At 68.8% G+C, this 23,135-nt stretch carries 23 protein-coding genes and 1 pseudogene; 12 read left to right on the forward strand and 12 right to left on the reverse strand.

All coding sequences use genetic code 11. The annotated features are described in order from the left end of the window. Nucleotides 1-375: 375 nt before the first annotated feature. Nucleotides 376-1,914 (forward strand): aminopeptidase P family protein, encoded by a 1,539-nt coding sequence (locus tag E3O28_RS13810; protein WP_241973143.1) that lies wholly within the window; start codon nucleotides 376-378, stop codon nucleotides 1,912-1,914. Nucleotides 1,915-1,930: 16 nt separating this feature from the next. Here the strand turns inward: E3O28_RS13810 and E3O28_RS13815 are convergent, their stop codons facing one another. Next, complete coding sequence (locus E3O28_RS13815) at nucleotides 1,931-2,512, reverse strand: general stress protein (protein WP_104101043.1); 582 nt, start codon at nucleotides 2,510-2,512, stop codon at nucleotides 1,931-1,933. A gap of 54 nt (nucleotides 2,513-2,566) precedes the next feature. Here E3O28_RS13815 and E3O28_RS13820 point away from each other — a divergent pair, with 54 nt between their 5' ends. Genes E3O28_RS13820 through E3O28_RS13835 form a run of 4 tightly spaced genes read left to right on the forward strand, consistent with a single transcriptional unit; the run spans nucleotide 2,567 to nucleotide 7,249 of the window. Continuing rightward, a complete protein-coding gene (locus tag E3O28_RS13820; RefSeq protein ID WP_104101042.1) occupies nucleotides 2,567-3,898 on the forward strand; it encodes a CBS domain-containing protein in 1,332 nt (443 codons plus the stop codon). Next, nucleotides 3,885-4,481 (forward strand): DUF1003 domain-containing protein, encoded by a 597-nt coding sequence (locus E3O28_RS13825; RefSeq protein WP_104101041.1) that lies wholly within the window; start codon nucleotides 3,885-3,887, stop codon nucleotides 4,479-4,481. The genes E3O28_RS13820 and E3O28_RS13825 overlap by 14 nt, the downstream gene beginning before the upstream one ends. Then, entirely contained in the window at nucleotides 4,474-5,640 is a 1,167-nt protein-coding gene (locus tag E3O28_RS13830) for an Mrp/NBP35 family ATP-binding protein (RefSeq protein WP_134416478.1), read from the forward strand. The genes E3O28_RS13825 and E3O28_RS13830 overlap by 8 nt, the downstream gene beginning before the upstream one ends. A 58-nt stretch (nucleotides 5,641-5,698) precedes the next feature. After that, entirely contained in the window at nucleotides 5,699-7,249 is a 1,551-nt protein-coding gene (locus E3O28_RS13835) for a succinic semialdehyde dehydrogenase (RefSeq protein WP_104101039.1), read from the forward strand. A 41-nt stretch (nucleotides 7,250-7,290) separates the two neighbouring features. On the opposite strand, the gene ppk2 is transcribed toward E3O28_RS13835, so the two are convergent. Continuing rightward, nucleotides 7,291-8,256: a polyphosphate kinase 2 gene (ppk2, locus tag E3O28_RS13840; RefSeq protein ID WP_233191407.1), complete on the reverse strand. Its 966-nt coding sequence runs from the start codon at nucleotides 8,254-8,256 to the stop codon at nucleotides 7,291-7,293. A 404-nt stretch (nucleotides 8,257-8,660) separates the two neighbouring features. Here ppk2 and E3O28_RS13850 point away from each other — a divergent pair, with 404 nt between their 5' ends. Further along, nucleotides 8,661-8,843, forward strand: a complete 183-nt coding sequence (locus E3O28_RS13850; RefSeq protein ID WP_134416480.1) for a hypothetical protein — start codon at nucleotides 8,661-8,663, stop codon at nucleotides 8,841-8,843. Here the strand turns inward: E3O28_RS13850 and E3O28_RS13855 are convergent. Continuing rightward, on the reverse strand, nucleotides 8,840-9,220 hold the full coding sequence (locus E3O28_RS13855; protein ID WP_104101037.1) for a Sec-independent protein translocase TatB: 381 nt from the start codon (nucleotides 9,218-9,220) through the stop codon (nucleotides 8,840-8,842). The two genes, E3O28_RS13850 and E3O28_RS13855, sit on opposite strands and share 4 nt — an antisense overlap. An 86-nt stretch (nucleotides 9,221-9,306) precedes the next feature. Between E3O28_RS13855 and E3O28_RS13860 the strand changes: the two genes are divergently transcribed. Next, entirely contained in the window at nucleotides 9,307-9,939 is a 633-nt protein-coding gene (locus E3O28_RS13860) for an O-methyltransferase (protein ID WP_104101036.1), read from the forward strand. A 284-nt stretch (nucleotides 9,940-10,223) separates the two neighbouring features. Here the strand turns inward: E3O28_RS13860 and E3O28_RS13865 are convergent, their stop codons facing one another. The 4 genes from E3O28_RS13865 to dapE all read right to left on the reverse strand — a co-directional run bounded on the left by E3O28_RS13865 (nucleotide 10,224) and on the right by dapE (nucleotide 14,735). Beyond that, on the reverse strand, nucleotides 10,224-11,777 hold the full coding sequence (locus E3O28_RS13865) for an HNH endonuclease signature motif containing protein (RefSeq protein WP_134416482.1): 1,554 nt from the start codon (nucleotides 11,775-11,777) through the stop codon (nucleotides 10,224-10,226). A gap of 430 nt (nucleotides 11,778-12,207) precedes the next feature. Continuing rightward, entirely contained in the window at nucleotides 12,208-12,384 is a 177-nt protein-coding gene (locus tag E3O28_RS13870) for a DUF3117 domain-containing protein (protein WP_104099180.1), read from the reverse strand. A 63-nt stretch (nucleotides 12,385-12,447) separates the two neighbouring features. Beyond that, nucleotides 12,448-13,665 carry a hypothetical protein gene (locus tag E3O28_RS13875; protein WP_241973137.1) on the reverse strand — a complete coding sequence of 406 codons (1,218 nt, stop codon included), beginning with the start codon at nucleotides 13,663-13,665 and terminating at the stop codon, nucleotides 12,448-12,450. Continuing rightward, the gene (gene dapE / locus E3O28_RS13880; protein WP_104099177.1) at nucleotides 13,641-14,735 is read right to left on the reverse strand and encodes a succinyl-diaminopimelate desuccinylase; all 1,095 of its coding nucleotides are present in this window, start codon (nucleotides 14,733-14,735) and stop codon (nucleotides 13,641-13,643) included. The genes E3O28_RS13875 and dapE overlap by 25 nt, the downstream gene beginning before the upstream one ends. A 17-nt stretch (nucleotides 14,736-14,752) precedes the next feature. On the opposite strand from dapE, the gene dapD reads away from it, so the two are divergent. Then, on the forward strand, nucleotides 14,753-15,733 hold the full coding sequence (gene dapD, locus E3O28_RS13885; protein ID WP_134400793.1) for a 2,3,4,5-tetrahydropyridine-2,6-dicarboxylate N-succinyltransferase: 981 nt from the start codon (nucleotides 14,753-14,755) through the stop codon (nucleotides 15,731-15,733). Between the two features lie 275 nt (nucleotides 15,734-16,008). Here dapD and E3O28_RS13890 read toward each other — a convergent pair whose 3' ends face one another. From E3O28_RS13890 to E3O28_RS13905, 4 genes are all read right to left on the reverse strand, one after another. After that, on the reverse strand, nucleotides 16,009-17,310 hold the full coding sequence (locus E3O28_RS13890; RefSeq protein WP_104099178.1) for a citrate synthase: 1,302 nt from the start codon (nucleotides 17,308-17,310) through the stop codon (nucleotides 16,009-16,011). Between the two features lie 218 nt (nucleotides 17,311-17,528). Beyond that, complete coding sequence (dapC, locus tag E3O28_RS13895; protein WP_134416484.1) at nucleotides 17,529-18,632, reverse strand: succinyldiaminopimelate transaminase; 1,104 nt, start codon at nucleotides 18,630-18,632, stop codon at nucleotides 17,529-17,531. A gap of 7 nt (nucleotides 18,633-18,639) precedes the next feature. Continuing rightward, complete coding sequence (gene fdxA, locus E3O28_RS13900; protein ID WP_104099174.1) at nucleotides 18,640-18,957, reverse strand: ferredoxin; 318 nt, start codon at nucleotides 18,955-18,957, stop codon at nucleotides 18,640-18,642. 34 nt (nucleotides 18,958-18,991) lie between these two features. Further along, nucleotides 18,992-19,984, reverse strand: a complete 993-nt coding sequence (locus E3O28_RS13905) for a hypothetical protein (RefSeq protein WP_104099173.1) — start codon at nucleotides 19,982-19,984, stop codon at nucleotides 18,992-18,994. 139 nt (nucleotides 19,985-20,123) lie between these two features. Between E3O28_RS13905 and E3O28_RS17060 the strand changes: the two genes are divergently transcribed. From E3O28_RS17060 to E3O28_RS13920, 4 genes and pseudogenes are all read left to right on the forward strand, one after another. Next, nucleotides 20,124-21,158, forward strand: coding sequence for an FTR1 family protein (locus E3O28_RS17060; protein WP_241973138.1), 1,035 nt, complete (start codon nucleotides 20,124-20,126; stop codon nucleotides 21,156-21,158). Beyond that, nucleotides 21,158-21,304 (forward strand): hypothetical protein, encoded by a 147-nt coding sequence (locus E3O28_RS17065; RefSeq protein ID WP_241973139.1) that lies wholly within the window; start codon nucleotides 21,158-21,160, stop codon nucleotides 21,302-21,304. The genes E3O28_RS17060 and E3O28_RS17065 overlap by 1 nt, the downstream gene beginning before the upstream one ends. 88 nt (nucleotides 21,305-21,392) lie before the next feature. Beyond that, complete coding sequence (locus E3O28_RS17075; RefSeq protein ID WP_241973144.1) at nucleotides 21,393-21,557, forward strand: hypothetical protein; 165 nt, start codon at nucleotides 21,393-21,395, stop codon at nucleotides 21,555-21,557. A gap of 239 nt (nucleotides 21,558-21,796) precedes the next feature. After that, nucleotides 21,797-22,542: pseudogene (locus tag E3O28_RS13920) on the forward strand (Dyp-type peroxidase). A 139-nt stretch (nucleotides 22,543-22,681) separates the two neighbouring features. Here the strand turns inward: E3O28_RS13920 and E3O28_RS13925 are convergent. Next, nucleotides 22,682-23,122 (reverse strand): hypothetical protein, encoded by a 441-nt coding sequence (locus E3O28_RS13925; protein ID WP_134342335.1) that lies wholly within the window; start codon nucleotides 23,120-23,122, stop codon nucleotides 22,682-22,684. Nucleotides 23,123-23,135: the final 13 nt, after the last annotated feature.

The following is a 23,135-nucleotide window of genomic DNA, read 5'->3' on the forward strand; positions in this document are numbered from 1 at the left end:
CTGCCGGAAACCACCGAGGCCACCGGAGAGGCCATCGCCGAAGCCATGCGCGAGGGCGGACGTCCGATGTGGGTACACACCATCGCCTTCGACCAGATCTCCAAGGCCCGCTCCACGACCCTAATGATCAGCTCCGACCTGGGCGACTACACGGTCAGCGACGAGGCCGGACCGGCGACCGGTGCGGGCGCCGTCGGCACCTGGCCGACTTTCGCGCCGGCCCTGCTCGGCTCGCCGATCGACCACGTGTTGGCCACCGCGAACTGGCAGGTGCAGGGCCTGCGCGTGATCGAGGCGGAGGACGGCGCAGGCAGCGATCACCGCCCGATCGTGGCCACCCTCGCCCGACCTCCTGGCTCAATGGGACAATGGGCCATGGCCACTTCCAGCGAAACCGCGATCCCTGCTCCCCGATCGAACGAGAACCGCTCCACCACCCCCGGTTCGGCCGGGTTCAAGGCGTACATCTCCAGCGACTGGGCCGAGCGCACCGAAGAGCTACCGCTCGCCCGCGAGCAGGCGCACTTCGCGGCCGCCCGCCGCGAACTCCTTTCCGCAATGCACCCCGGACAGCGTTTGATCATCCCCGCCGGTCGTCTCAAGCAACGCTCCAACGACACCGACTACGCGTTCCGCGCGCACTCGGCCTTTGCGCACCTCACCGGCTGGGGCAGCGACGCCGAGCCCGGCGCCGTGTTGGTGCTCGAACCCACAGCGACCGGCCACGACGCCACCCTCTACTTCCGAGAGCGGGCCGGCCGCGACTCGGACGAGTTCTACGCAAACCCCGATATCGGCGAATTCTGGATCGGCCCACGCCCCGGGGTCGCCCAGGTTGCCGCCGACCTCGGCGTGCCGGTGCGCGGCATCGCCGACCTGGCCCTGGTCATGAACACGATCGACACCGAGAGCCTCGTGCTGCGGGAGGCCGACCCGCTCTTCACCACCGAGGTCGACGAGGCCCGCCTCCGATTCGCGGCGGAGAAGGTGCTCACGACCGACGCCTCCGACTCGCCGTTCAGCCTCGAGATCAACGGCGACCATGCCGCCGACGAGCAGTTCGCCCGCGGCCTGTCGGAGCTGCGCCTGGTCAAGGACTCCTACGAGATCGCCCAGATGCGCCTCGCCGTCGCCGCCACGGCCCGCGGCTTCGAGGACATTATCCGGGACCTGCCCCGCTCGAGCACCCACCACCGCGGCGAACGGCTCGTTGAGGGCGTGTTCAACACCCGGGCCCGGTCCGACGGCAACGCGGTCGGCTACGACACGATCGCCGCGTCCGGCCCTCACGCCTGCATCCTGCACTGGACCCGCAACGATGGCGCCGTCGTGCCCGGCGACCTGATCCTGATCGACGCCGGCGTCGAGGTCGACAGCTACTACACCGCCGACATCACCCGCACCCTCCCGGTGAACGGCACCTTCACCGACGTGCAGCGCCGTGTCTACGACGCCGTGCGCGAGGCAGCGGATGCCGCGTTCGCCATGGCGCGTCCCGGCGCCGTGTTCCGCGACGTGCACGCCGCGGCGATGGCGGTCATCGCGCGCCGCACGGCCGAATGGGGCATGCTGCCCGTCACCGCCGAGGAAGCCCTGCTGCCCGACAACGGCCACCACCGCCGCTATATGGTGCACGGCACCAGCCACCACCTCGGCCTCGACGTGCACGACTGCGCGCAGGCGCGCCGCGAGATGTACATGGACGGCGTGATCGAGTCCGGAATGGTGTTCACGATCGAACCCGGCCTCTACTTTCAGCCCGACGACCTGACGGTGCCTGCGGAGTACCGCGGCATCGGCGTGCGGATCGAAGACGACATCCTGGTCACCGCGGACGGCCCGGAGAACCTGTCGGCCGGCATCCCCCGCACCGTCGAGGAGGTCGAGGCCTGGATCGCCGCCCTCACCACCTAAACCTGACCGCGGACTGTCAGGGCAGCGGATGCTGCGGAGCCGCGGGCGGCTCTTCGACGCGAGGGGGCTCCGACGGATGCGGCGGGGCCGGCACCGTCTGCTCGGCCTCAGCGAGCCCGGCGAGCAGGTTCCGGGCCCGATTGACCAGGGTGCCGTCGACGATCACTTGATAGGTACTGGCAATCACCTGCATGGTCGATGTGAAGTCGCGGCGACGTCGATTGAGCGCGGCGCTGACGACCCCGAACAGCATGCCGAACCCGGCGCCGATCATCACCGCGGCGAATACGAACGGCAGGCCCGCGCCATCCGGCGAGAAGATGAAGAACAGCAGCCCGAAGAACACGCCCAGCCAGGCGCCGGAGGCCGCACCGGCGAGAGCGACGCGCCCCCAGGTGAGTTTGCCGGTGACCCGCTCGACGGTTTTGAGGTCGTTGCCGAGGATGGAGACCTGCTTCACCGGGAAGTCGGACTTCGCCAGAGTGTCCACAGCTTCCTGAGCCTCGCCATAGGTGGCGTATGTCGCGAGCACCTCCCCCTTGGGTAAAACGGGGAACAATGCGGCCCTGCGCCCGCCGAAGGGGTTCTGATTGCTCATGAGTCCATTCTTTCACAGGACCGATCTGCCCTGAAGGTGGCCTAGATTTGATCTGTGTCTGCCACCAGAGTCTTCGTTGCCCGTTTGGCCGGGTGTACCGTTTTCGACCCCGCGGGAGACCGTGTGGGCAAGGTCAGGGACGTGCTGGTGGTCTACCGAAAAAACGACCCGCCCCTCGTCGTCGGCCTGATCGTGGAGATCCCGGGCAAACGCCGCGTTTTCGTGTCCATTGGGCGCGTCACCAGCATCGGTTCGGGTCAGATCATCACCACCGGTCTGATCAACGTGCGCCGCTTCGAGCAGCGCGGCGGAGAGGTGCGCGTCATTGCCGAGATGCTTGGGCGCACGGTGGTCTTCAACGACGGTTCCGGTGAGGCGACCATCGAAGACGTCTCGATCGAGGAGCTCCCCCAGGGCGGTTGGGCGATCAGCCAGCTCTTCGTGCGCCGCCCCAAGACCAGCCTGTCCCTCTTCGCGAAGGGCGCCACGACCTTCACGGACTGGGCCGAGGTGCGCGAGCAGACCACCGAGGGCCAGGCCCAGTCGGCCGAGCAGCTCATCGCCACCTACTCCGACCTCAAGCCCGCCGACCTCGCGAATACCCTGCTCGACCTCCCGCCGGAGCGCATGCACGAGGTTGCCGGCGAGCTACCGGACGGCCGTCTCGCCGACGCCCTAGAGGAGATGCCGGAAAGTGAGCAGGTCAGCATCCTGACCCGGCTCGGCGACGCCCGCGCCGCCGACGTGCTCGACCACATGCAGCCCGACGACGCCGCCGACCTGATCGCGCAGCTGCCGGAAGAGCTCGGCGAACAGCTGCTCGACCTGATGGAGCCGGAGGAAGCGGACGACGTACGCTTCCTGCTCACCTACGCCCCCGACACCGCCGGCGGCCTGATGACGACCGAACCGATCATCGTCTCGGCCGATGCCACGGTCGCGGAGGGGCTCGCGCTCATCCGTCGCCACGACCTGGCGCCGGCCCTCGGTGCGGCCATCTGCGTCACCCTCCCGCCCTACGAGCCGCCCACCGGCCGCTTCCTCGGCATGGTGCATTTCCAACGGATGCTGCGCTACCCGCCCCACGAACGCCTCGGCACACTGCTCGACCAGGGTCTTGATCCCGTCACCGCCGACACCTCGGCCGCGGAGGTCACCCGCATCCTCGCCAGCTATGACCTCGTCTCCGTGCCCGTGGTCGACGAGAACCACCGACTCGTCGGGGTGGTGACGATTGACGACGTCCTCGACTATCTGCTGCCCGACGACTGGCGCAGCCACGATGGCAACGACGACGTGCGCCGCCGGGCCGAGGCCCGCACCGAACTGACCACGGGAAGCATCCCGCTGCACCACGGACGGAGGACCGGCAATGGCCCGAGCTAACCGAGCGGATCTCCGCCTCGACTCCCCCAAGGGTGTGCGCACGCCCGCCCTCGGCCGCAAGCGCCGGCGTAGCCGCGACCGCCCCAGCCGCGACCGCTTCGGCCGGTTCACCGAGGCCATCGCCCGCGGCATGGGCACGCCGTGGTTCCTGCTCGGGCTGACGTTCTTCGCCGTCAGCTGGATCGCCTGGAACACGCTCGCACCGGTGCAGTGGCGCTTCGACTCCGTGTCGCTCGGCTTCATCGCACTGACCCTGGTCTTGTCGATGCAGGCCTCCTACGCGGCCCCGATGATCCTGCTGGCGCAGAACCGCCAGGACGACCGAGACCGGGTGCAGTTCGAACAGGACCGGCAGCGCGCCGAACGCAACCTGGCCGACACCGAATACCTCGCCCGGGAGGTGGTGGCGCTACGCCTCGGCATGAAGGACCTCGCCTCCCGCGATTTCCTCCGCTCCGAGCTGCGCGCCCTTCTCGACAACCTGGAAGAGCGCGAAGACCCGGACAAGCAGACCCGGAAACGCCTCCGCAAGGGCGACCGCGAGCGAGACCGCGACCGCGAGGAGCGATCGCCCAGTGCCTGAGCCCCTCTTTTCCGCCGACCAGGTGCTCACCGCCCTGGCCCGGGTGATCGACCCGGAGATCCGCAAGCCGATCACCGACCTCGACATGGTCTCCGGGGTGCGGATCGTCGACGGCCGCGCCCTCGTGGGCATCCGTCTCACCATCGCCGGCTGCCCGGCGGCCCGGCAGATCGAGCGCGATGTGTTGCGCGCCGTGGAGTCCGTGGCCGGCCCCGGCAACGTGACCGTGGATGTGAGCGTGATGACGCGCGAGCAGCGCCGAGCGATGACGGAGAAGCTGCGCGGCGGCAAGGAAGCCCGCAGCAACCAATTCGGCCCGGACTCGCTCACCCGGGTCTACGCCATCACCAGCGGCAAGGGCGGGGTCGGCAAGTCCACAATCACCGCGAACCTGGCCGTGGCCCTGGCCGAGCGCGGCCTGCGGGTCGGCATCGTCGACGCGGATGTCTACGGGTTCTCCATCCCCGGACTCCTCGGCCTGGTCACCCCGCCTTCCCCCGAGACGGGCAAGTCAGCCGCGGTCAAGCCGACCCAGGTCGGCGAGATGATCCTGCCGCCGATCGCCTTCGACGTGAAGGTCATCTCGATCGGCATGTTCGTGGAGGACGGCTCCGTCGCGGTCGCCTGGCGCGGGCCGATGCTGCACCGCACGATCACCCAGTTCCTCACCGACGTTTACTTCGGCGACCTGGACATCCTGCTGCTGGACCTGCCGCCGGGCACCGGCGACGTGGCCATCTCGGTCGGGCAGCTTTTGCCCCAGGCCGAGGTCATCGTCGTCACCACCCCGCAACCGGCCGCCGCCGACATCGCCGAACGCAGCGGTGTCGTGGCCCGGCAGACCGGCCAGACCATCTACGGCGTGATCGAGAACATGGCCGGGATCGTGCAGCCCGACGGCACGGTGTTGGAGCTGTTCGGTTCCGGGGGTGGCGCCGAGGTCGCGCGCCGGCTCGGCGCCGGGCACGGGTTCCCCGTACCGTTGCTCGCCCAGGTTCCCCTCAGCGTGCCGCTCCGCAGTGGCGGGGACACCGGGGTGCCCGTGGTGCACGGCGACCCGACCGACCCCGCGGCCGTGGCCATCCGTTTGGTTGCCGACCGCCTCGCCACCCGGGCGCGCGGCCTCTCCGGATTGAGCCTCGGCATCACCCCAAAGTAGCGTCGCCGCACCGGCGCCGCGGCGGAGCGCACGCGCCGCCCCCACCTAGACTTTCGGCATGCCTGCCTCCCCCCTCGACCCTGCCGGGATCACGACTCTCACCCGCTCCATACGTTCCACGACGGGAGCCACGGTCACCGTGATCGCGCCCTTCACCGGGGAGGTGCTGCACGAGCTGCCCGTCAGCGGGCTGCCCGACGTGCAGGCGGCCTACGCGCAGGCGCGCCTGGCCCAGCTGGCCTGGGTGCGGGCCGGGTTCGCACGGCGCCGAGCGATCCTGTTGCGCGCGCACGACCTGATCCTCGAGCGACGCGGGCTGCTGCAGGACACCGTGCAGGCGGAGACCGGCAAGACCCGCGGCCAGGCCTTCGAGGAGGTCTTCCAGGCCGCCGGCGTCACCCGCTTCAATGCCCTCGCCGCGCCGCGCGTGCTGCGCGGCGGGCGCCGCCACTCCGCGATCCCGCTCGTCATCACGGCCACTGTGCGCTACCGGCCCAAGGGCATCGCGGGCGTGATCACCCCGTGGAACTACCCGCTCAGCCTCGCCGCCATGGATGTCGTGCCGGCCCTCGCCGCCGGCTGCGGCGTGGTGCAGAAGGCCGACGACCAGGGTGCGCTGAGCATCCTCTCGTTGCGTCAGGCATTCATCGACGCCGGCGTGCCCGAGCAGCTCTGGGCCGTGGTCGTCGGCGACGGCGCGGAGATCGGCGGGGCGGTCACCGCGGAGGCCGACTACGTCTGCTTCACCGGGTCGACCGCGACGGGCAAGCGGGTGGCGGCGCAGGCGGCCGGCAACCTCACCGGCGTCTCGCTCGAGCTGGGCGGCAAGAACCCGCTGATCGTGCTTGACGACGCCGACCCGGCCCGCGCGGCCGCCGACGCGGCCCCGGCCTGCTTCACGGCGATGGGCCAGCTCTGCGTGTCGATTGAGCGCATCTTCGTGCAGCGAGGTGTGGCCGACGCGTTCCTGCACGAATTCGTGGCCGTCACCCGGTCGCTCCGGCTCGGCGCCGACTACGACTACACGACGGACGTCGGTTCCCTCACCTCGCAGGCCCAGCTGGACCGGGTGAGCGCGCAGGTGGCCGACGCGGTCGCCCACGGCGCCACGGTCGAGGTCGGGGGCCGTGCCCGCCCCGACCTGGGACCGTTCTTCTACGAACCCACCGTGCTGACCGGGGTCACCCCGGCGATGGAGTGCTTCGCCGGCGAAACGTTCGGCCCTGTGGTCGCGGTCACCGTGATCGACTCGGAGCAGGAGGCCATCCTGGCCGCCAACGACAGCGACTACGGGCTGAACGCGTCGGTGTTCTCCGGTTCCGTGCGGCGGGCTCTGCGCGTGGGCGGGGCCCTCGAGGCCGGCAGCGTGAACATCAACGAGGGCTATCGCGGGTCGTTCTCCTCGGTGGCGGCCCCGATGGGCGGCCTGAAGCAGTCCGGTCTCGGCCGACGCAACGGCCCGGAGGGACTGCTCAGGTTCGTGGACGCCGTCACCATCGCGCGTCCGACGGGTCTCGTGCAGCTGCCGCGCACCGGCCACGACTTCGAGCGGCTGGCCGGGCCGATGCTGCTGCTGGCGGCCGTGCTGAAGGGCATCCGCCGCCGCTGACCCCGGGCAGCAGAGCCGTGACCCGGCTCCGCGAACCCGGCTCAGACGAACAGCTTGGCCGACGCCGCCGCCTGCTGGGCCGCCTGCTGGGCCGCCTTCTCCGGCGCCAGCTTCGCCGCCTCCGCCTTGGTCGCCTTCTTCGCGTTCTTCTTGATCTTGGCCTTGCCCTTCGGCTTCGCCGTGGGCTTTCCCAGCGTGGTCGTGATGTCCGGCACTGGCCGGTTCAGCTCGCGCGGCGGGCGCTCGTACTCCGAGCCGGCGGGGCGAGTCGGAATGGTCACCTGGGGCGGCTCGCGATGCGTGTAGGGGACGATCGACAGCAGGTGGCTGATCATGTTGAGGCGCGCGGCCCGCTTGTCCTCGCTCTCGACGACCCACCATGGGGCCTCCGGCAGATCGGTGTGCACGAACATCTCGTCTTTGGCGCGGGAATAATCGACCCACTTCGTGATCGAGAAAAGGTCGGTCCCGGACAGCTTCCAGCGGCGCATCGGGTCGTTCAGCCGTGACCGGAACCGCCTCTCCTGCTCGGTGTCGGACACCGAGAACCAGTACTTGACGAGCAGAATGCCGTCTTCGACCAGCATCCGTTCGAAGAGGGGCGCCTGGTGCAGGAACCGGCGGTACTCGTCGGGGGTGCAGTACCCCATCACGTGTTCGACGCCGGCGCGGTTGTACCAGGAGCGGTCCATCAGCACGATCTCACCCGTGGAGGGCAGGTGTTCGATGTACCGCTGGAAGTACCACTGGCCGCGCTCGCGCTCGGTCGGCACCGGCAGGGCGACGATCCGGGCGACGCGGGGATTGAGAAACTCGCTGACCCGCTTGATCGCGGACCCCTTGCCGGCCGCGTCCCGGCCCTCGAAGATCACGACGATGCGGGCCCCGGACTCCTTGACCCATTCCTGCATGGCGACCAACTCGGTCTGCAGATTGCGCAACTCGGCGGAGTAGACGGGCAGCGGCACCCGCTTGGGCTTCGCGTGGGTGTTCGACGGCTTCGACACGGTCACACTCCTCAGATACGTGGGTTCAGCGTAGCGTGCACGCATCGCCCGTATGGCCCGGCCTGCATATTCTGGTGCGCACTGCGCCGCTCACCGCCCGGCCCTCGGCCTCAGCCTCGAGTGGCACATACACCTGTTCGACCCCGGCACGCATTTCTCCTGCTCGAGAATCATCGCCGACGATCTACCGCCCGCCGTCGGACAGGCCGTCGCCCTTTCCCGGCTGGGCGACGACCGAGCGGCCGTGGCGGACACCGGCGAGGGTGCGGCCAACCAGGGGACCTTCCGCGCATCGCTCTTTCCGGCCGGGCGCCTGATCGTGGTCGACGAGGACTTCTCGTCATTCGGGCTGTCCGGCGAGGTCATCGCAGCGGTCGGGAACACGATCCGAGCGCACTCGGCCCGTGTCGCGGGTCTACGTGCCCGACGTGCCCGACGTGCCCGACGTGCCCGGCCTGCCCAACCTGACCAACCTGCCCAACGTACCCGTTCCCGACGTCCGCCAGCTCGAATACGCCGCGTCCGGTGTGCTCGTCACCTGGTTCGTTTGGCCGCGTGGCTTCGTGGCTGCGTGGCTAAGTGGCTAAGTGGCTTCGGAGTCGAAGGGCGCCGGCAGCGTGGCGGCCTCCCTGGCGCGCTTGCGTTGCAGATAGGCGCCGTCGGGGTTCGGCACCGCCCGCGACACGGTCGCCGATTGGCCTTTCAGCTCGTCTTCGTCGGTGAGAGCTTCACGGATGATGCGGCGCGGGTCATACTGACGCGGGTCGAGTTTCTTCCAGTCGACGTCGTCGAAATCCGGGCCCATCTCGTCCCGCATCCGGTCTTTGGCCCCGTTGGCCAGGTTGCGGAGCTGCTTCACGAGACGGGCGAGCTGGGCGGCATAGTGGGGAAGCCGTTCGGGTCCGAGCAGGAAGACGGCGACAATCCCGATCAGTAATATCTTCTCGAAGGTCAAACCGAACATTCCCCCAGAATAACCCCCGGCGAGGCCTCCCCGGACCATGCCCGGCCCCCCTTAGGCTTGACCCATTCATCTACTGGAGTTGCGCTGTGTCTGACAAAGATCTGAACTGGAAATTCTCCGACGACTCAGTCGTGGAGTCCGACGCTGTGGCGCGGGCCAGACAGCAGTCCCTCGAACTCGGAATCGACGCGATTTCTCCGGCGGTCGGCGCTCAATCGGCCGTGATCGCGGCCGCCACCGGGGCCCGGAGCATTCTCGAGGTCGGCACCGGTGCCGGCGTCTCCGGCATCTGGCTGCTCACCGGCGCCCCCGGCGCCACCCTCACCTCGATCGACACCGAGGTCGACCACCAGCAGCACGCCAAAGCCAACTTCGCCGAAGCCGGCATCCCCGCGAACCGGGTACGCCTGATCACGGGTCGGGCAGCGGATGTACTGCCGCGCATGAACGAGAACTCCTACGACATTGTGTTCGTCGACGCCGATCCGCAGTGTGTGATCGAGTATGTCGAGCATGCTCTGCGCCTGGCCCGCCCGGGCGGAACCGTGCTCGTGGCCCACGCGCTCTGGCGCGGCCGCGTGGCCAACCCGGCCCAGCGCGACGATGTGGCGACCGGCTTCCGCACCCTGTTGACCGTCATCGCCTCGTCCACCGCAGTCATCAGTGCCCTCTCTCCTGTGGGCGACGGCCTGCTGCAGATCACCAAGCTCCGCGCCTAGACGGTCGAGCACACCCTCCGGTGGTCGAGCCGATCGGTGGTCGAGTCTGTCGGTCGTCGAGCCTGTCGGTCGTCGAGCCTGTCGAGACCCGGTGCGCCGGCTCCGGAGGCCCACACACCGGCATCCGTTGTCGCCGCCCGCGCTAACGGATGCCCCGGGCCGGGTTCGGAAGATGGCCCGCCTGGTTTCGACGACCTCGACCACCGGGCTCAGGTCGCTCGCGCCCGGGGATTTAAGCTGACGTCGGTCGAGCCGGACGAGACCGGTGACCCGATCCCGGGGACTCACCCTGACGTTGGTCGAGCCTGCCGAGGCCGAGACCGTGCCCGTGCCCGTGCCCGTGCCCGGTTGGCCGGGTTCCCTTCCGCGGCCCGCCAGGTGCGGGTGGGGTCGTAGCAGTAGGGTGCCCGGACTTGGGGTGTGCCGCGGATCATGCGGATGTTCCAGCCGGAGGTGTCGATGCTGTGGTGGTGGTACCAGCACAGCAGGACCCCGTTGGTGATCTCGGTTTTTCCGCCGCGGTACCAGGGGATCACGTGGTGTACTTCGCACCAGGCGGCGGGCACGGTGCACCCCGGAATGATGCAGCCGCCGTCGCGGGCGGCGATGGCGCGGCGTTGGGCCCGGTTGAAGAAACGATTCTCGGTGCTGAGGCTGAGGACCTCGTTGTGCGGCCCGAACCGGATCTCCTGAAATCCGCCGGCGCAGAGCGCCTGCTTCACACTTGTCAGCGAGATCGGCGCTTCGACGCCGTCGATCCAACCCACCCCATGGTCGGCGGTAAGGTCGGCCTGGTTGACGTGGATCATGACGGTGGGGGCGGCGCCGCCCATGGTCGGGGTCCCCGCGTCACGGGTGGCGGCTTCGAACACACCACGGAGGATGTCGGCGCGTTTCTGACCACCGTTACGGTCGTCGCTGAGGGCCGCCGCCTCCGCCCCCGGGATCAGCTGCCCGGCCGCCATGCGCGCCTGTTCTTCTTCGGTCGGAAACTTGGGCGCCGCGTGGGCGGAGAGATACGTGTCGAAGATGGCGTTCATGATGCCGCGGAGCTCCGGCGTGACTCCGCCGCGGAGCGGGTAGAGACCGTCGCGGAAGAGCCCGAACCCGACAGCGCTGCGGGCCTCGGCGACGGGCTCGTTGGGGGCGGTGCCGTCGGGATCGAGGCGAGCCTGCCACTGCCCCGCCATACCCCGCACCAGGTCCGCAGGGAACGCGAACCCCTCCCCGGGCAGGCCGCGGGTGTCGTCGGTGACGGCGCCGGTGGCACTGGCCACCAGGGCACGTTCGGCAGTGCCGAGCTCGTCGGGCGCGACCCGGGCCGCGACCTGGTCGAGGGCGGTGACGATGTTCTCGGCCGCGTCCACGCCGAGGTCCCCGGCGGTGAGGGAATCGGCCACGGCCGGGTAGTAGGGCGGCAACATGCTGGTGCCCGCCCGGCGCGGACTGACGTTCTCGCCCAGGCGCACCCGCCGGTTCGCCTCCCGGGAAGAGACGCGGGTCAGACGGGTGATCAGATCGATGCCGCTGCTGGCCCCGTTCTTATACGCGAGGGACTCATGGCCCAGGATGCGGCGGGACCGCACCGAAATGTCGGCGGCAGAGGCGACCCTGGCCGCATCGACCCGACGGCCGAGGTCTTCAACCGTGCCCAGCACCATCATCGCGTCCGCCTCACCCAAGAGTGAAAAAGACACCGAATCCAGCACGGCCGCCGCCAGGTCACGCACCTGCTGCAGCTGCTGCACGAGGGGTGACTGTGCACGGGGTGCCTGCGCGAGGGGCGGCACCGCCTGCGGTGAGGCGGTGGGGTGGTGCGGAGTGGGGGCTCCAGCCATGCCTACATCGTATACACGTTCTAAGTTGAAGTCAATAGATGAGGTAGGATGACTGTCGAGTTTCGTTTTCCTGTTCTAATCGATTCGGTGACAGAAGGGGGTGGCGACGCGGGGCACGGGTGGTGCGGCGCGGGTTTGCAGGCTGGACTGCCGGGTTTTGGCACGCTCAACCACCGGCGGCGAGCGCAGCCAGCCCGGGGCATCCGTCGTGACGTCAACTCGGAGAAATACGCGACACGCCGGAACTGATGGCGCCCAAACCGGCGTTTCCTAAGATTCTCCGCGTTTACGTGCCGACGGATGCGGGTGGCGGGCCCGGTGACGGGTACCTCCTACGGGCGGTGCGACTGCTGTCCGCGGGAAACCCATCCGCTCCAGGTCGGCAAAAAAGATCGGCCGCACAACCTGAGCTGCGCGGCCGAACCTGGAACTATACGGTCGGCTGGACTACACCGGCGAGGGCATCGTGAAGCTCTTTGGCTTCAGCGTCGTTCACAGAGACGACAAGTCGACCTCCACCTTCGAGCGGAACACGCACGATGATAAGGCGCCCCTCTTTTACAGCCTCCATTGGCCCGTCTCCGGTCCTTGGCTTCATGGCCGCCATGAACTCCCCTTCCATTCATTCGTCTGAACTTCTATTATCTGCCATTACGGGCTGAGACTGTAATTAGGGAGGTGTCCAGTCCGCTCCGTCGACCCCCCAGCACAGCAGGAGCCAGCCCCACTGTCCGGCGATGAACAGCAGCACGATGCCCACCCGGTAGACGGCGCTCCGCGGCTGCGCCACGGCACCCAACAACGGAAACATCGGCATCAGCAGGCGGAAGGTGCTCGACTGCGGGAAAAACACCGCTAGCAGGTAGAGGCCGTAGCTGGCGAGCCAGAACCGCAGGTCAGTGCCCAGTTGGCGCACCGCCGGCAGCAACAGGGTCAGGCCGAACGCCAGGATGAGCCCCGAGACAACGATGATGCCCAGCGGCATCCCGAGCCACCAGACACCGCCCTGGAACCAGGCGGTGAACGGAACGAGTTCCTGGTAGCCGATGTAGGCCGACCGCCAGGCCAGCTCGGTGTCGGTGTAGGCGGTGATCGACCCCGTGGCGATCCAGGCGATGGCCGGCCAGGCCAGGCCGGAAATGCCGCTGAACACGGCAACGGATGACGCCAGCAACCGTTCGCGCACCGAAAACGGGTCTTGTGTCCGGGCAAGCCAGCGGTGCAGGACGTGCAGCCCCAGGGCGAGCGCGAAGGCCAGGCCGCTGGGCCGGGTCAGCGCCATCACGGCGATCACCGGGAACAGCAGCACATACCGCCGCTCGAGCAGCAGGAGAAGTGCCAACGTGAGCAGGAAGAGGTACAGCGACTCGGCATAACCGAACTGCAGCACGGGCGACAGCGGGGCCACACAGAACAGCACCACCGCGAACAACGCCGTCCCGGAGGCCTGTACCGTGCGCATCAGCCGGTAGAACAGCAGGGCGGCGCCGAGGCTGGCGGCCAGGGACACGAATACGGCCACGGGTGCCCACGGCTGCCCGAGGAGCACCATCAGCAGGCGCACGACCACCGGGTAGCCGGGCATGAAGGCCCAGGCGTTCTCCGCGATCTCCCCGCCAGCGGTGAGCGGCAGTGTCGACGGGTAGCCCGCGACGGCGACGATGTTGTACCAGCGGGCGTCCCACATGTTCGCGAACTCCGCGTAGCCGGGTGACACGCCCGTCCACGGGTTGGCGCCCTGCACATTCGCAAGCAGTAGCACCAGGGTGGTCGTGACGAGCCGGGACGCGGCCCAGATCAGGGCGACCAGGGCCCACCATGGCGTGAGCCGGTAGCCGGCCTTCCAGCCGGACGACGCCACGGCTACCCGACGCTTGTGGTCAGCCACGCGCGAAGGCCGTCCTCGCAGTCCGTGATCTGCGCCAGGGCGACGCGTTCGTCGTCGGCGTGGGCCTTCAGCGGGTCGCCGGGGCCGTAGTTGACGGCGGGAATGCCCAGGGCGGAGAAGCGGGCGACATCCGTCCAGCCGTACTTGGGCTTGGCCTCGCCGCCGACCGCGGTCAGGAACTGCAGGGCCAGCGGGGCATCCAGGCCCGGCCGGGCACCCTCGGCCCGGTCGACGACGGTGATCTCGTAGCCCGCGAAGAGCTCCTCCAGGTGCACGATGGCCTCCGCCGAGGTGCGGCTGGGGGCGAACCGATAATTGATGTGCACCATGCACTCATCGGGGATGACGTTGCCGGCGATGCCGCCGCCGATGCCGACGGCGTTGAGGCCTTCGCGGTAGACGAGGCCTTCGACCTCGACCTGCCGCGGCTCGTAGGCCGCCAGGATGTCGATGACGGGCCCGATCTTGTGGATGGCATTGTCGCCGACCCAGCTGCGGGCGGAGTGGGCGCGCAGCCCGAAGGTGCGGATCTCCACGCGCACGTTTCCGTTGCAGCCACCCTCGATCTGGCTGTTTGTGGGCTCGCCGAGGATAGCGAAGTCCCCCGCGAAGAGGTCGGGCCGGTTGAGGGCGAGGCGGCCGAGACCGTTGAGGTCGTCGGAAACCTCCTCGTGGTCGTACCACATCCACGTTACGTCGACGCTGGACGCGGTCAGTTCGGCGGCCAGCTTCAGCTGCACGGCCACGCCGGCCTTCATGTCGACGGTGCCGCGGCCCCAGAGATAGTCGACGCCATCGATGGTCTCGAACCGGGTCGGCAGGTTGTCGTTCAGCGGGACCGTGTCGAGATGGCCGGCAATGATCACGCGCTGGGCCCGACCCAGGTTGGTGCGGGCGACGACGGTGTCGCCGTCGCGGATGATGTCGAGGTGCGGGTACCCGGCCAGCGCGCGTTCCACCGCGTCTGCGATGGCGGCCTCGTTACCGGACACCGACTCGAGGTCGCAGAGCGCCCGGGTGAGCTCGATCGAGGTCGCGGACAGGTCCAGGTTCACGGTGTTTTGGGGCACTCTACTAACCTAGAGCCATGACCTCCGCCGTGCCCCCGACATCCGTTTCCCCCTCGAACGCGTGGGGCTACGGCCTCGCCACCGTCGCCGGCGACGGCACGGTGCTGGACACCTGGTTCCCCGAACCTCGGCTCGGAACCCTGCCGGCCGGGCGCGACCGCTGGATCGTGCCGTCTGAACTCGAGGAATTCGCCGGGGTGGACCCGAGGCGAATGGTGCGAATCGAGGCCGTGACGATCGAGATCGACCTCACCGCTGCGCCTGCCGGAACGTCGGATGCCTACCTGCGCCTGCACCTGCTGTCGCACCTGCTGGTGCGCCCGAACACCCTCAACCTCGACGGCATCTTCGGCCACCTGCCCGCCGTGGTCTGGACGAATGCCGGCCCGATGCTGCCCGCCGACTTCACCCGACTGCGGCCGGCCCTGCAGCGCCACGGCATCCAGACGACCGGAATCGACAAGTTCCCGCCGCTACTGAACTACGTCACGCCCGACCGGGTGCGGATCGCGGACGCGTCCCGGGTGCGTCTTGGGGCGTACCTCTCCCCCGGCACCACGGTGATGCACGAAGGTTTCGTCAACTTCAACGCCGGTACCCTCGGCACCTCGATGGTCGAGGGCAGGATCTCTCAGGGTGTCGTCGTGGGTGACGGCGCCGACATCGGCGGCGGTGCCTCCATCATGGGCACGCTCTCCGGCGGCGGTACCGAACGGGTGTCCATCGGCGAACGGGCCCTGCTCGGGGCCAATTCCGGGGTGGGCATCTCGATCGGCGCCGACAGCGTCGTCGAGGCGGGGCTCTATGTGACCGCCGGCACCAAGGTGCTGCTGCCGGGCCAGCCGCGCACTGCCGACGGCACGACGCCGTCGGTGAAGGCCGTCGAACTCTCCGGGGTCGCGAACCTGCTTTTCCGCCGCAACTCGGTCTCGGGCGCGGTCGAGGTGCTGGCGCGCACCGGCACCGGCATCGTGCTGAACGCCCAGCTGCACGCCTGACGCCGGGCGGCCGGTCCGACGCTCGAGCGCGACCGAAACAACCCGCACGGCGGCGCCTCCGCTGAGTACGCTGCCAGTCGCAAGGGAGTGGCTTGGGAACGACACACCCGACCATCATCGCCGAGGCGCCGCCCGACTACAGCCCCAGGTCCCTGACGAATTCGACGGAGATTCCGCTCGAAATCGCCCTAAACAGGCCGGAAACCGGCATTTTCGGCAGAATCTCCGTCGAATTGGTCCGATCCCGGCAGCGGGCGCGCGGTGCCTCGCGGCGGCTAGCGGCGCGGGAAATCGCGGGCCGGCGACCCGATGTAGAGCTGTTGCGGGCGACCGATCTTGGTCGTGGGGTCCTCGTTCATCTCGCGCCAGTGCGCCACCCAGCCGGGCAACCGGCCGATCGCGAAGAGTACCGTGAACATGCTGGTCGGGAAGCCCATCGCCTTGTAAATGACGCCGGTGTAGAAGTCCACGTTCGGATAGAGCTTGCGCTCCCGGAAGTAGTCGTCGTTGAGCGCGATGTGTTCGAGTTCCTTGGCGATGTCCAGCAGGTCGTCCTTGACGCCCAGTGCGGCGAGCACCTCGTCGGCGCTCTCCTTGACCAGGGTCGCCCGCGGGTCGTAGTTCTTGTACACCCGGTGGCCGAAGCCCATCAGGCGAACGCCCTGTTCTTTGTTCTTGACCCGTTCAACGAACTTCTCGACGCCTTCGCCGGATGCTTTGATCTCGCCCAGCATCTTGAGCACGGCCTCGTTGGCGCCGCCGTGCAGAGGCCCGGAAAGCGCGTTGATGCCCGCGGAGACCGACGCGAACAGGTTCGCCTCAGTGGAGCCGACCAGGCGAACGGTCGAGGTCGACGCGTTCTGCTCGTGGTCCTCGTGCAGCATCAGCAGGCGCTCGAGGGCCTTACTGACGACCGGGTTCACCTCGTAGGGCTCGGCGAGTGTGCCGAAGATCAGCCGCAGGAAGTTGTCCACGTAGCCGAGCGAGTTGTCGGGATACAGGAATGCCTGGCCGATGCTCTTCTTGTAGGCGTACGCCGCCATCACGGGCAGCTTGGCGAGCAGGTGCACGGTGGCCAGCTCGACCTGCTCCGGGTCGTTGGGCTCGAGCGCATCCTGGTAGTACGCGGCCAGCGCCGAGGTGCCGGCGGAGAGCACAGCCATCGGGTGCGCGTTGTACGGCAGCACGTCGAAGAGGCGGCGCAGGTCTTCGTGCAGCAGGGTGTGCCGACGGATGCGCGTGTCGAAGGCCTCGAGTTCGCTCGCGCTAGGAAGGGAACCGTAAATCAACAGCCAGGCGGTCTCGAGGAAGTTGGAGTTCTGGGCGATCTGCTCGATCGGATAGCCCCGGTAGCGCAGGATGCCCTTCTCGCCGTCGATGAACGTGATCGCCGACCGCGTGGCCGCGGTATTCACAAACCCGGAGTCGAGGGTGATCAGACCCGATTTGCGGGTCAGCGTCGAGATATCGATGCCGGAGGCGCCGGCCGTGCCGCGCACGATCGGGAACTCGGCGGATCCGCCGGGGAACGACAGTGTCGCCTGCTTGGGTTCGATGGATGGCGTTCGCTCGGCGATGTCGCTCACGGCGGCTCCCTGGGTCTGACTGAGTGTCACTGGATATCACTACCTAACCGTCTGGTGGCTGACCGTCTGTGGCGATGGGCCACAGCACACCGGTGTGTCTGGAGACGTCAACGCGGATACAGCCTAATGGCCGCAACCGCCTACTGTTGCATCCACCAAGAATGTCCACTCTTCATTGGAGAGAGTTGACATTTCCCGACAGTGGGGCATCAGCCAGCGTGCAACCGAGTCACAGCCGCCGCGATGCGTTCGTCCGTGGCAGTGAGGGAGAAGCGCACGTGTCTCGGGTAGCCGTCGCCGTAGAACGGACCGGGTCCGGCGAGGATACCCCGCTCGGCGAGCCGCCCGATCGATTCCCAGGCGGGGCGCCCCTCGGTCGCCCAGAGGTAAAGCCCGGCCTCACTGCGGGTGATGCGGAAGCCCGCCGCCACCAGTGCGGGCAGCAGCACCTCGCGTCGCGCCTGGTAGCGCCGACGCTGCACGATGACGTGTTCGTCGTCGCCGAGCGCGGCCACCATGGCGGCTTGCAGCGGCGCGGGAAGCATGAGGCCGGCATGCTTGCGCACGGTCAGCACCCGGGCGAGCAGGTCCGCGCAGCCGGCCGCGAACGCGCCGCGGTAGCCGGCCATGTTCGACTGCTTGCTCAAGGAGTAGAGCGCGAGCACATCGTGCCGGTCCTGCCCGATGACGCGGGGGTCCAGGATGCTCGGGGTCGGCCGGGCATCCCACCCGTCGGTCCAGCCGAGCTCGGCGTAGCATTCGTCGGAGACGATCACCGCGCCGAGTTCCCGGGCGCGCGCGACGGCCGTGCGCAGCGCGTCGACCGAGAGAACCCGGCCATCCGGGTTGCCCGGGCTGTTCAGCCACACCAGCTTCGTCGTCTCGGGCCAGTCGGCGGGGTCGTCGGCGGCGAGGGCGTCCGCTCCGGCCATGGCCGCGCCGATGCTGTACGTCGGGTACGCGGCAAGCGGATGCACAATGGTGTCACCCTCGCCGAACCCGAGCATGAAGGGCAGCAGGGCCACTATCTCCTTCGACCCGATGGTCGGCAGAACGTTCTTCTCGGTGAGGCCGGTGACGCCGCGCCGGCGCTCGTACCAGTCGATGATCGCCCGCCGCAGCTCCGGCGTGCCGGCGGTCTGCGGGTAAGAGTGGGCGTCGGTGGCCTGGGCCAGCGCTCGGCGGATGACCTCGGGCGTCGGGTCCACCGGCGAACCGATCGACAGATCGACGATGCCGCCCGCATGGGCCCGGGCCCGAGCGGCGAAGGGGACCATCTGGTCCCACGGGTAGTCGGGGAGCGGCTTCAGCATGGCTGAATCAGACCTGGGGAGGCAGCACGGCAATGATGGGGTGGTCCTTATGGATCACGCCGACCTTGGCCGCCCCGCCGGGCGAGCCGATGTCGTCGAAGAACTCGACGTTGGCTTTGTAGTACTCGGCCCACTGCTCGGGCACATCGTCCTCGTAGTAGATGGCCTCGACCGGGCAGACCGGTTCGCAGGCACCGCAGTCGACGCACTCGTCGGGGTGGATGTAGAGCGAGCGGTCACCCTCGTAGATGCAGTCGACCGGGCACTCGTCGACGCAGGCGCGGTCCTTCACGTCGACGCACGGCAGAGCAATGACGTATGTCACGTTGGAGGGCTCCCTTCACAAGCGAATATCTAGTCTATGCCGAACGCGGACGGGCCGGGATTCGTGGCCAGGCCAGCACGATCGTGGCCACCAGGGTCGGCACGACGGTCCAGAGCAAACCCGGAATCCCCTCGGGGACCAGGACAGAGCCGCCGGTGCTGCGCAGAGACAGGATGAAGATCGTGCCGAGGAGGCCGATCGCGCAGGAAAAGACGACCAGGCGGTCCCCCAGCATCAGACGGAGACCTGCCAGGAGCGTCATGATTCCGGCCAGGGCCAGGATCAGCCCGATCGGGATCGTCACGGGCCCGATTGGGAGGGTGGCCTGGTGCGCGATCGTGCCGAGCACGCCGAAGGCGGCCCCGGTCAGGAGGGCGACGACCGCGGCCAGGCCGCGGCTGAGCAGCCCGGGGGTCGCGTCCGGGTCGGGAGCGTGCGCCAGGGGCAGCCGCAGGAAGGTCTCGGTGCCACCGATTGTGACCGGGCGGTCCGCCGGGTCGGCCGGGTCGGCCGGGTCGGCCGCGGCCACCGACTCGACCGGCACGACGGTGTGGTCGGTGACGCTCCAGCGGCGCGCATACGCGGCGAGGGCGCGCAGCTTCTGGTCGACCTGGCCGCTCACATCGATCGCGACCAGCCGCTGGCCGACGGCATCCGTCACCTGGCGGTGCTCGAAGACCGGCACATTCAGGCTGTCGGCGGCCCCGGCGGCCGCCCGGCGGAGGGTGTCGTCGTCGGCGCCGATCACGACCGCGGTGGCGTGCACGTCCGCGAGCACGTCGGCGACGGCCTCGGCCAGTGACTGCGCCCCGGATGCCGCGGGCAGCATCCGCCAGTCGCTTACGTCGAGCGCCGCCATGGCTGCGCGCACGTCGGAGTCGTCCGCGGAGTGGGAGTCCGTGGAGCCGAACAGAACGACGACCTCGGCGTCGTCTGACCGCAGCCGGGCGATGGTTCCGCCGGTCAAAAGGGATTCCTGACCGGGCCGGTCGTGCACGAACACGACTCGTTCTGCGCTGCCGGACATGACCATTGCTGAGCTCCACGGAGTTGGGACGGGCGGACACCCGCGCATGAATGATAGCTGGACACGATCGCAGAACCGAAGCTGGAGCCAAGATACTAAGGTTAGCCTCACCAAACTTCTCCCTCAAACCCAGGAAGCCTTGTGCTCGCGCAATTACCTGATCGGCCTCCGTGAAGGCCTCGAAGTCGCCCTCATCGTGACCATCCTCGTGGCCTACGTCGTGAAGGTCGGCCGCCGGGACGTGCTCCGGCGTATCCGGACCGGATGCAGCCTCGCCGTGCTGCTGGCGCTCGGCATCGGCGCGCAGCTCACCAACGGCACCTACGGCCTGTCGTTCACGTCCCAGGAGGCCATCGGCGGCGTGCTGTCGATCGTGGCGACGGGCCTCGTGATCTGGATGGTGTTCTGGATGCTGGCGCGAGCCCGCAACCTGTCCGGCCAACTCCGGTGCAGCATCGACCGGTCCCTTGTGGGCTCGGGGCTCGGCCTCGTGGTCCCAGCACCAGCCCCGCGTACGAGCACGCCGCCGAGACCGCGGCGCTCCCCGCTGACCCAGCCCCTTCCCGAACCTTGTGCTAGGGACTCCTATGAACGCCCGCCTCGTTCCCCTCGCCGCAGTTTCCGCGTTCGGCCTGCTCGTCCTCACCGGCTGCGTCGCCAACGCGCCGGCCGGTTCCGCCGGGGCGTCCGTCACGGTCGACAGCAGCGCGGATGCGGCACCGTCTCGGCCGAGGAAGCCCCCGTCGGCAACCTCAGCTTCAGCATCACCAACTCGGGCGACCAGGTCACGGAGTTCTACCTGCTCGCCGATGACGGCCTGCGCATCGACGGCGAGGCCGAGAACATCGGTCAGGGACTCACCCTCGACCTGGTCATGCAGCCGGCCGCCGGCGAATACGTCACCGCCTGCAAGCCCGGCATGACCGGTGACGGGATCGGCAAGGCCGGCTTCATCGTCACCGCCTCCGACCAGGTTGTCGCGGTCGACGACGACCTCGAGGCGCAGATCGAGACCGCCAACGTCAACGACGCCTCCTCTGTGCGCGACCAGGTGGCCCAGCTGGTCACCGGCACCGACTGGCACCAATCGAGAAGGACCTCTGGCCGGCCGACGCCGAGGCCGGTTTTCTCGCCTATCCGGCCGCGGAGCGCCGACGCCTCGCCGACCGCCTGATGCAGGACACCGCGACCCTGAACGAGGAAGTGCAGACCCTCTCCTGCACGCTGTCGCAGCAGACCAACGGCGCGATCGGCCTTCTCGACGAGGTCGCCACCGGCAAGGTCGCCACCGGCAAGGTCACCGGCGAGGAGGAGTTCTGATCGCACACCGACCTCTGGGATTTCCAGGCCAACGTCGACGGTGCCGCGGTGCTCTACGCCGGCGTGCGGGACATCCTGGTCGACAGGGATGCCGCCCGCGCCGATAGCCTCGACACCGAGTTCGCCGCGCTGCAGACAGCTGGACGCCCAGCGCGTCGGCGACGGCTTCACCCCGTACACCGAGCTGAGCGAGGCCGAGATCAAGGCCCTCGGCGAACCGCTCAACCAGCGGACCGCAACCCTGGTGCTCTAGGTGACCGGGCAACAGCAGTCGCGCGGCCTGTCACGTCGCGGGCTGCTCGGCCTCGGCGTTCGACGTTTCCGCGGGCACCATCAGGTCCGGGTTGGTCGACTGCTCCGCGACCGGACCGATGCCGCCGCCGCCATGGCTATGGGGCGTGACATCGGCGATTTCGGGGCCGTCAGCGGCCCTTACGACGCACCCCGGAGGACACCGGCGAGGCGCTCGGCCTGCCGGCCTCCGGGCTGACGATCACGTTCGGGTTCGGCCCGAGCCTGTTCGAGAGCATCGACGGCGCCGACCGTTTCGGCATCGGGAGTCGGAGCCCGGTCGAGCTGGTCGAATGCCGCACTTTCCCGGGGACAGGCTCGAGCCGGGACGGAGTGGCGGCGACCTCGGCATCCAGGCCTGCGTGGACGACCCGCAGGTGGCCGTGCACGCCAGCCGCAACCTCTCCCGCATCGCCTTCGGGCGCGCGGCCTTCCGCTGGTCTCAATTGGGGTTCGGACCCACTTCCTCGACGAGTACGGCGCAGGCCACGCCGCGCAACCACTTCGGTTTCAAGGACGGCACATCCATTATCACGGCAGAGGAGCCGGATGCCGCCGCCGACCATGTCTGGGTCGGCGGCGGAGACGGGCCCGCCTGGCTGGCCGGCGGCTCCTATCTGGTGGCCCGGCGCATCCGGATGACCATCGAGTCCTGGGACCGCACCATCCTGCGCGAGCAGGAGGCCGTGTTCGGCCGCAAGAAGGGCGAGGGTGCCCCGTTGTCGGGCGGCACGGAGTTCACCGCTCCGGACTTCGCCCTCACCGGCCGGGCAGACCTGCCGCTGATCGGCGCGACAGCGCACGTGCGCCTGGCCCGGCACGACGCTCCGAACGAGTACATCCGCCACGTCGGGTCAGCCCTCTGCGCCGTCCCGCCCGGGGCCGCTTGGGGCCGCCCGCGGCTCCTACGCGGGTGCCGCCCTCTTCGCCTGATCCCCCGCGGCTGAGTGAGCCTGCCTTTCGGTCGGCCTGACCCGGTGCAGCAACTCCGGCCCGAACGAATTCGACGGAGATTTTGCCCGAACCACTCCCAAACACGACAAAACAGTCGTTTTTCGAAAGAATCTCCGTCGAATTGGTTCTCAGCTAGGCGGCCGGGGACACCGTGTAGAGCACACCCTCGGGAGTGCCGGCGACGACCACCGACCAGGTCTCGTTCGTCAGGGCCGCGACGCCGGCATTGCCGACGTTCGCGGTGGCGGCGTTGTCGGCGCTGAAACCGGCAGCCTCGAGCATCGCCGTGGCGTCGGCCAGCGGGTCCGCGGCGCTGGTGGTGACGGTGACGACCCAGCCCCGGCCGGCGTCCGCGGTGTTCGCTGCCCCGAAACCGAGATCCCCGTCGATCACGGGGATCTCTTCCGGCCAGCCCTCGGGCAGCTGCCCGCCCAGGCTGACATCGCCTCCGGTTGCCCCGTTCACCGCGCCGTCGACCGCGGAGCCGACGGCCTCGCCGGAGCATCCGGACAGCAGGGCCACGCCCGCGACGGCCAAGGTCACGGCCAGCACACGTACTCGGTTCAACTGCATCAGGGATCCCATC

The organism is Cryobacterium sp. TMT2-14, from assembly GCF_004402465.1.
Lineage (GTDB): Bacteria > Actinomycetota > Actinomycetes > Actinomycetales > Microbacteriaceae > Cryobacterium > Cryobacterium sandaracinum.

What these genes read in the sequence shown, in the direction of transcription:
- E3O28_RS17065 (WP_241973139.1), top strand. Translation starts at nt 21,158, where the DNA reads ATGCAGGACACCGCGACCCTGAACGAGGAAGTGCAGACCCTCTCCTGC.
- E3O28_RS13810 (WP_241973143.1), top strand. Translation starts at nt 376, where the DNA reads ATGGCCACTTCCAGCGAAACCGCGATCCCTGCTCCCCGATCGAACGAG.
- dapD (WP_134400793.1), top strand. Translation starts at nt 14,753, where the DNA reads ATGACCTCCGCCGTGCCCCCGACATCCGTTTCCCCCTCGAACGCGTGG.
- E3O28_RS13925 (WP_134342335.1), bottom strand. Translation starts at nt 23,122, where the DNA reads ATGCAGTTGAACCGAGTACGTGTGCTGGCCGTGACCTTGGCCGTCGCG.
- E3O28_RS13835 (WP_104101039.1), top strand. Translation starts at nt 5,699, where the DNA reads ATGCCTGCCTCCCCCCTCGACCCTGCCGGGATCACGACTCTCACCCGC.
- E3O28_RS13825 (WP_104101041.1), top strand. Translation starts at nt 3,885, where the DNA reads ATGGCCCGAGCTAACCGAGCGGATCTCCGCCTCGACTCCCCCAAGGGT.
- E3O28_RS13865 (WP_134416482.1), bottom strand. Translation starts at nt 11,777, where the DNA reads ATGGCTGGAGCCCCCACTCCGCACCACCCCACCGCCTCACCGCAGGCG.
- E3O28_RS13855 (WP_104101037.1), bottom strand. Translation starts at nt 9,220, where the DNA reads ATGTTCGGTTTGACCTTCGAGAAGATATTACTGATCGGGATTGTCGCC.
- E3O28_RS13870 (WP_104099180.1), bottom strand. Translation starts at nt 12,384, where the DNA reads ATGGCGGCCATGAAGCCAAGGACCGGAGACGGGCCAATGGAGGCTGTA.
- E3O28_RS17075 (WP_241973144.1), top strand. Translation starts at nt 21,393, where the DNA reads ATGCCGCCCGCGCCGATAGCCTCGACACCGAGTTCGCCGCGCTGCAGA.
- dapC (WP_134416484.1), bottom strand. Translation starts at nt 18,632, where the DNA reads ATGCTGAAGCCGCTCCCCGACTACCCGTGGGACCAGATGGTCCCCTTC.
- E3O28_RS13815 (WP_104101043.1), bottom strand. Translation starts at nt 2,512, where the DNA reads ATGAGCAATCAGAACCCCTTCGGCGGGCGCAGGGCCGCATTGTTCCCC.
- E3O28_RS13905 (WP_104099173.1), bottom strand. Translation starts at nt 19,984, where the DNA reads ATGTCCGGCAGCGCAGAACGAGTCGTGTTCGTGCACGACCGGCCCGGT.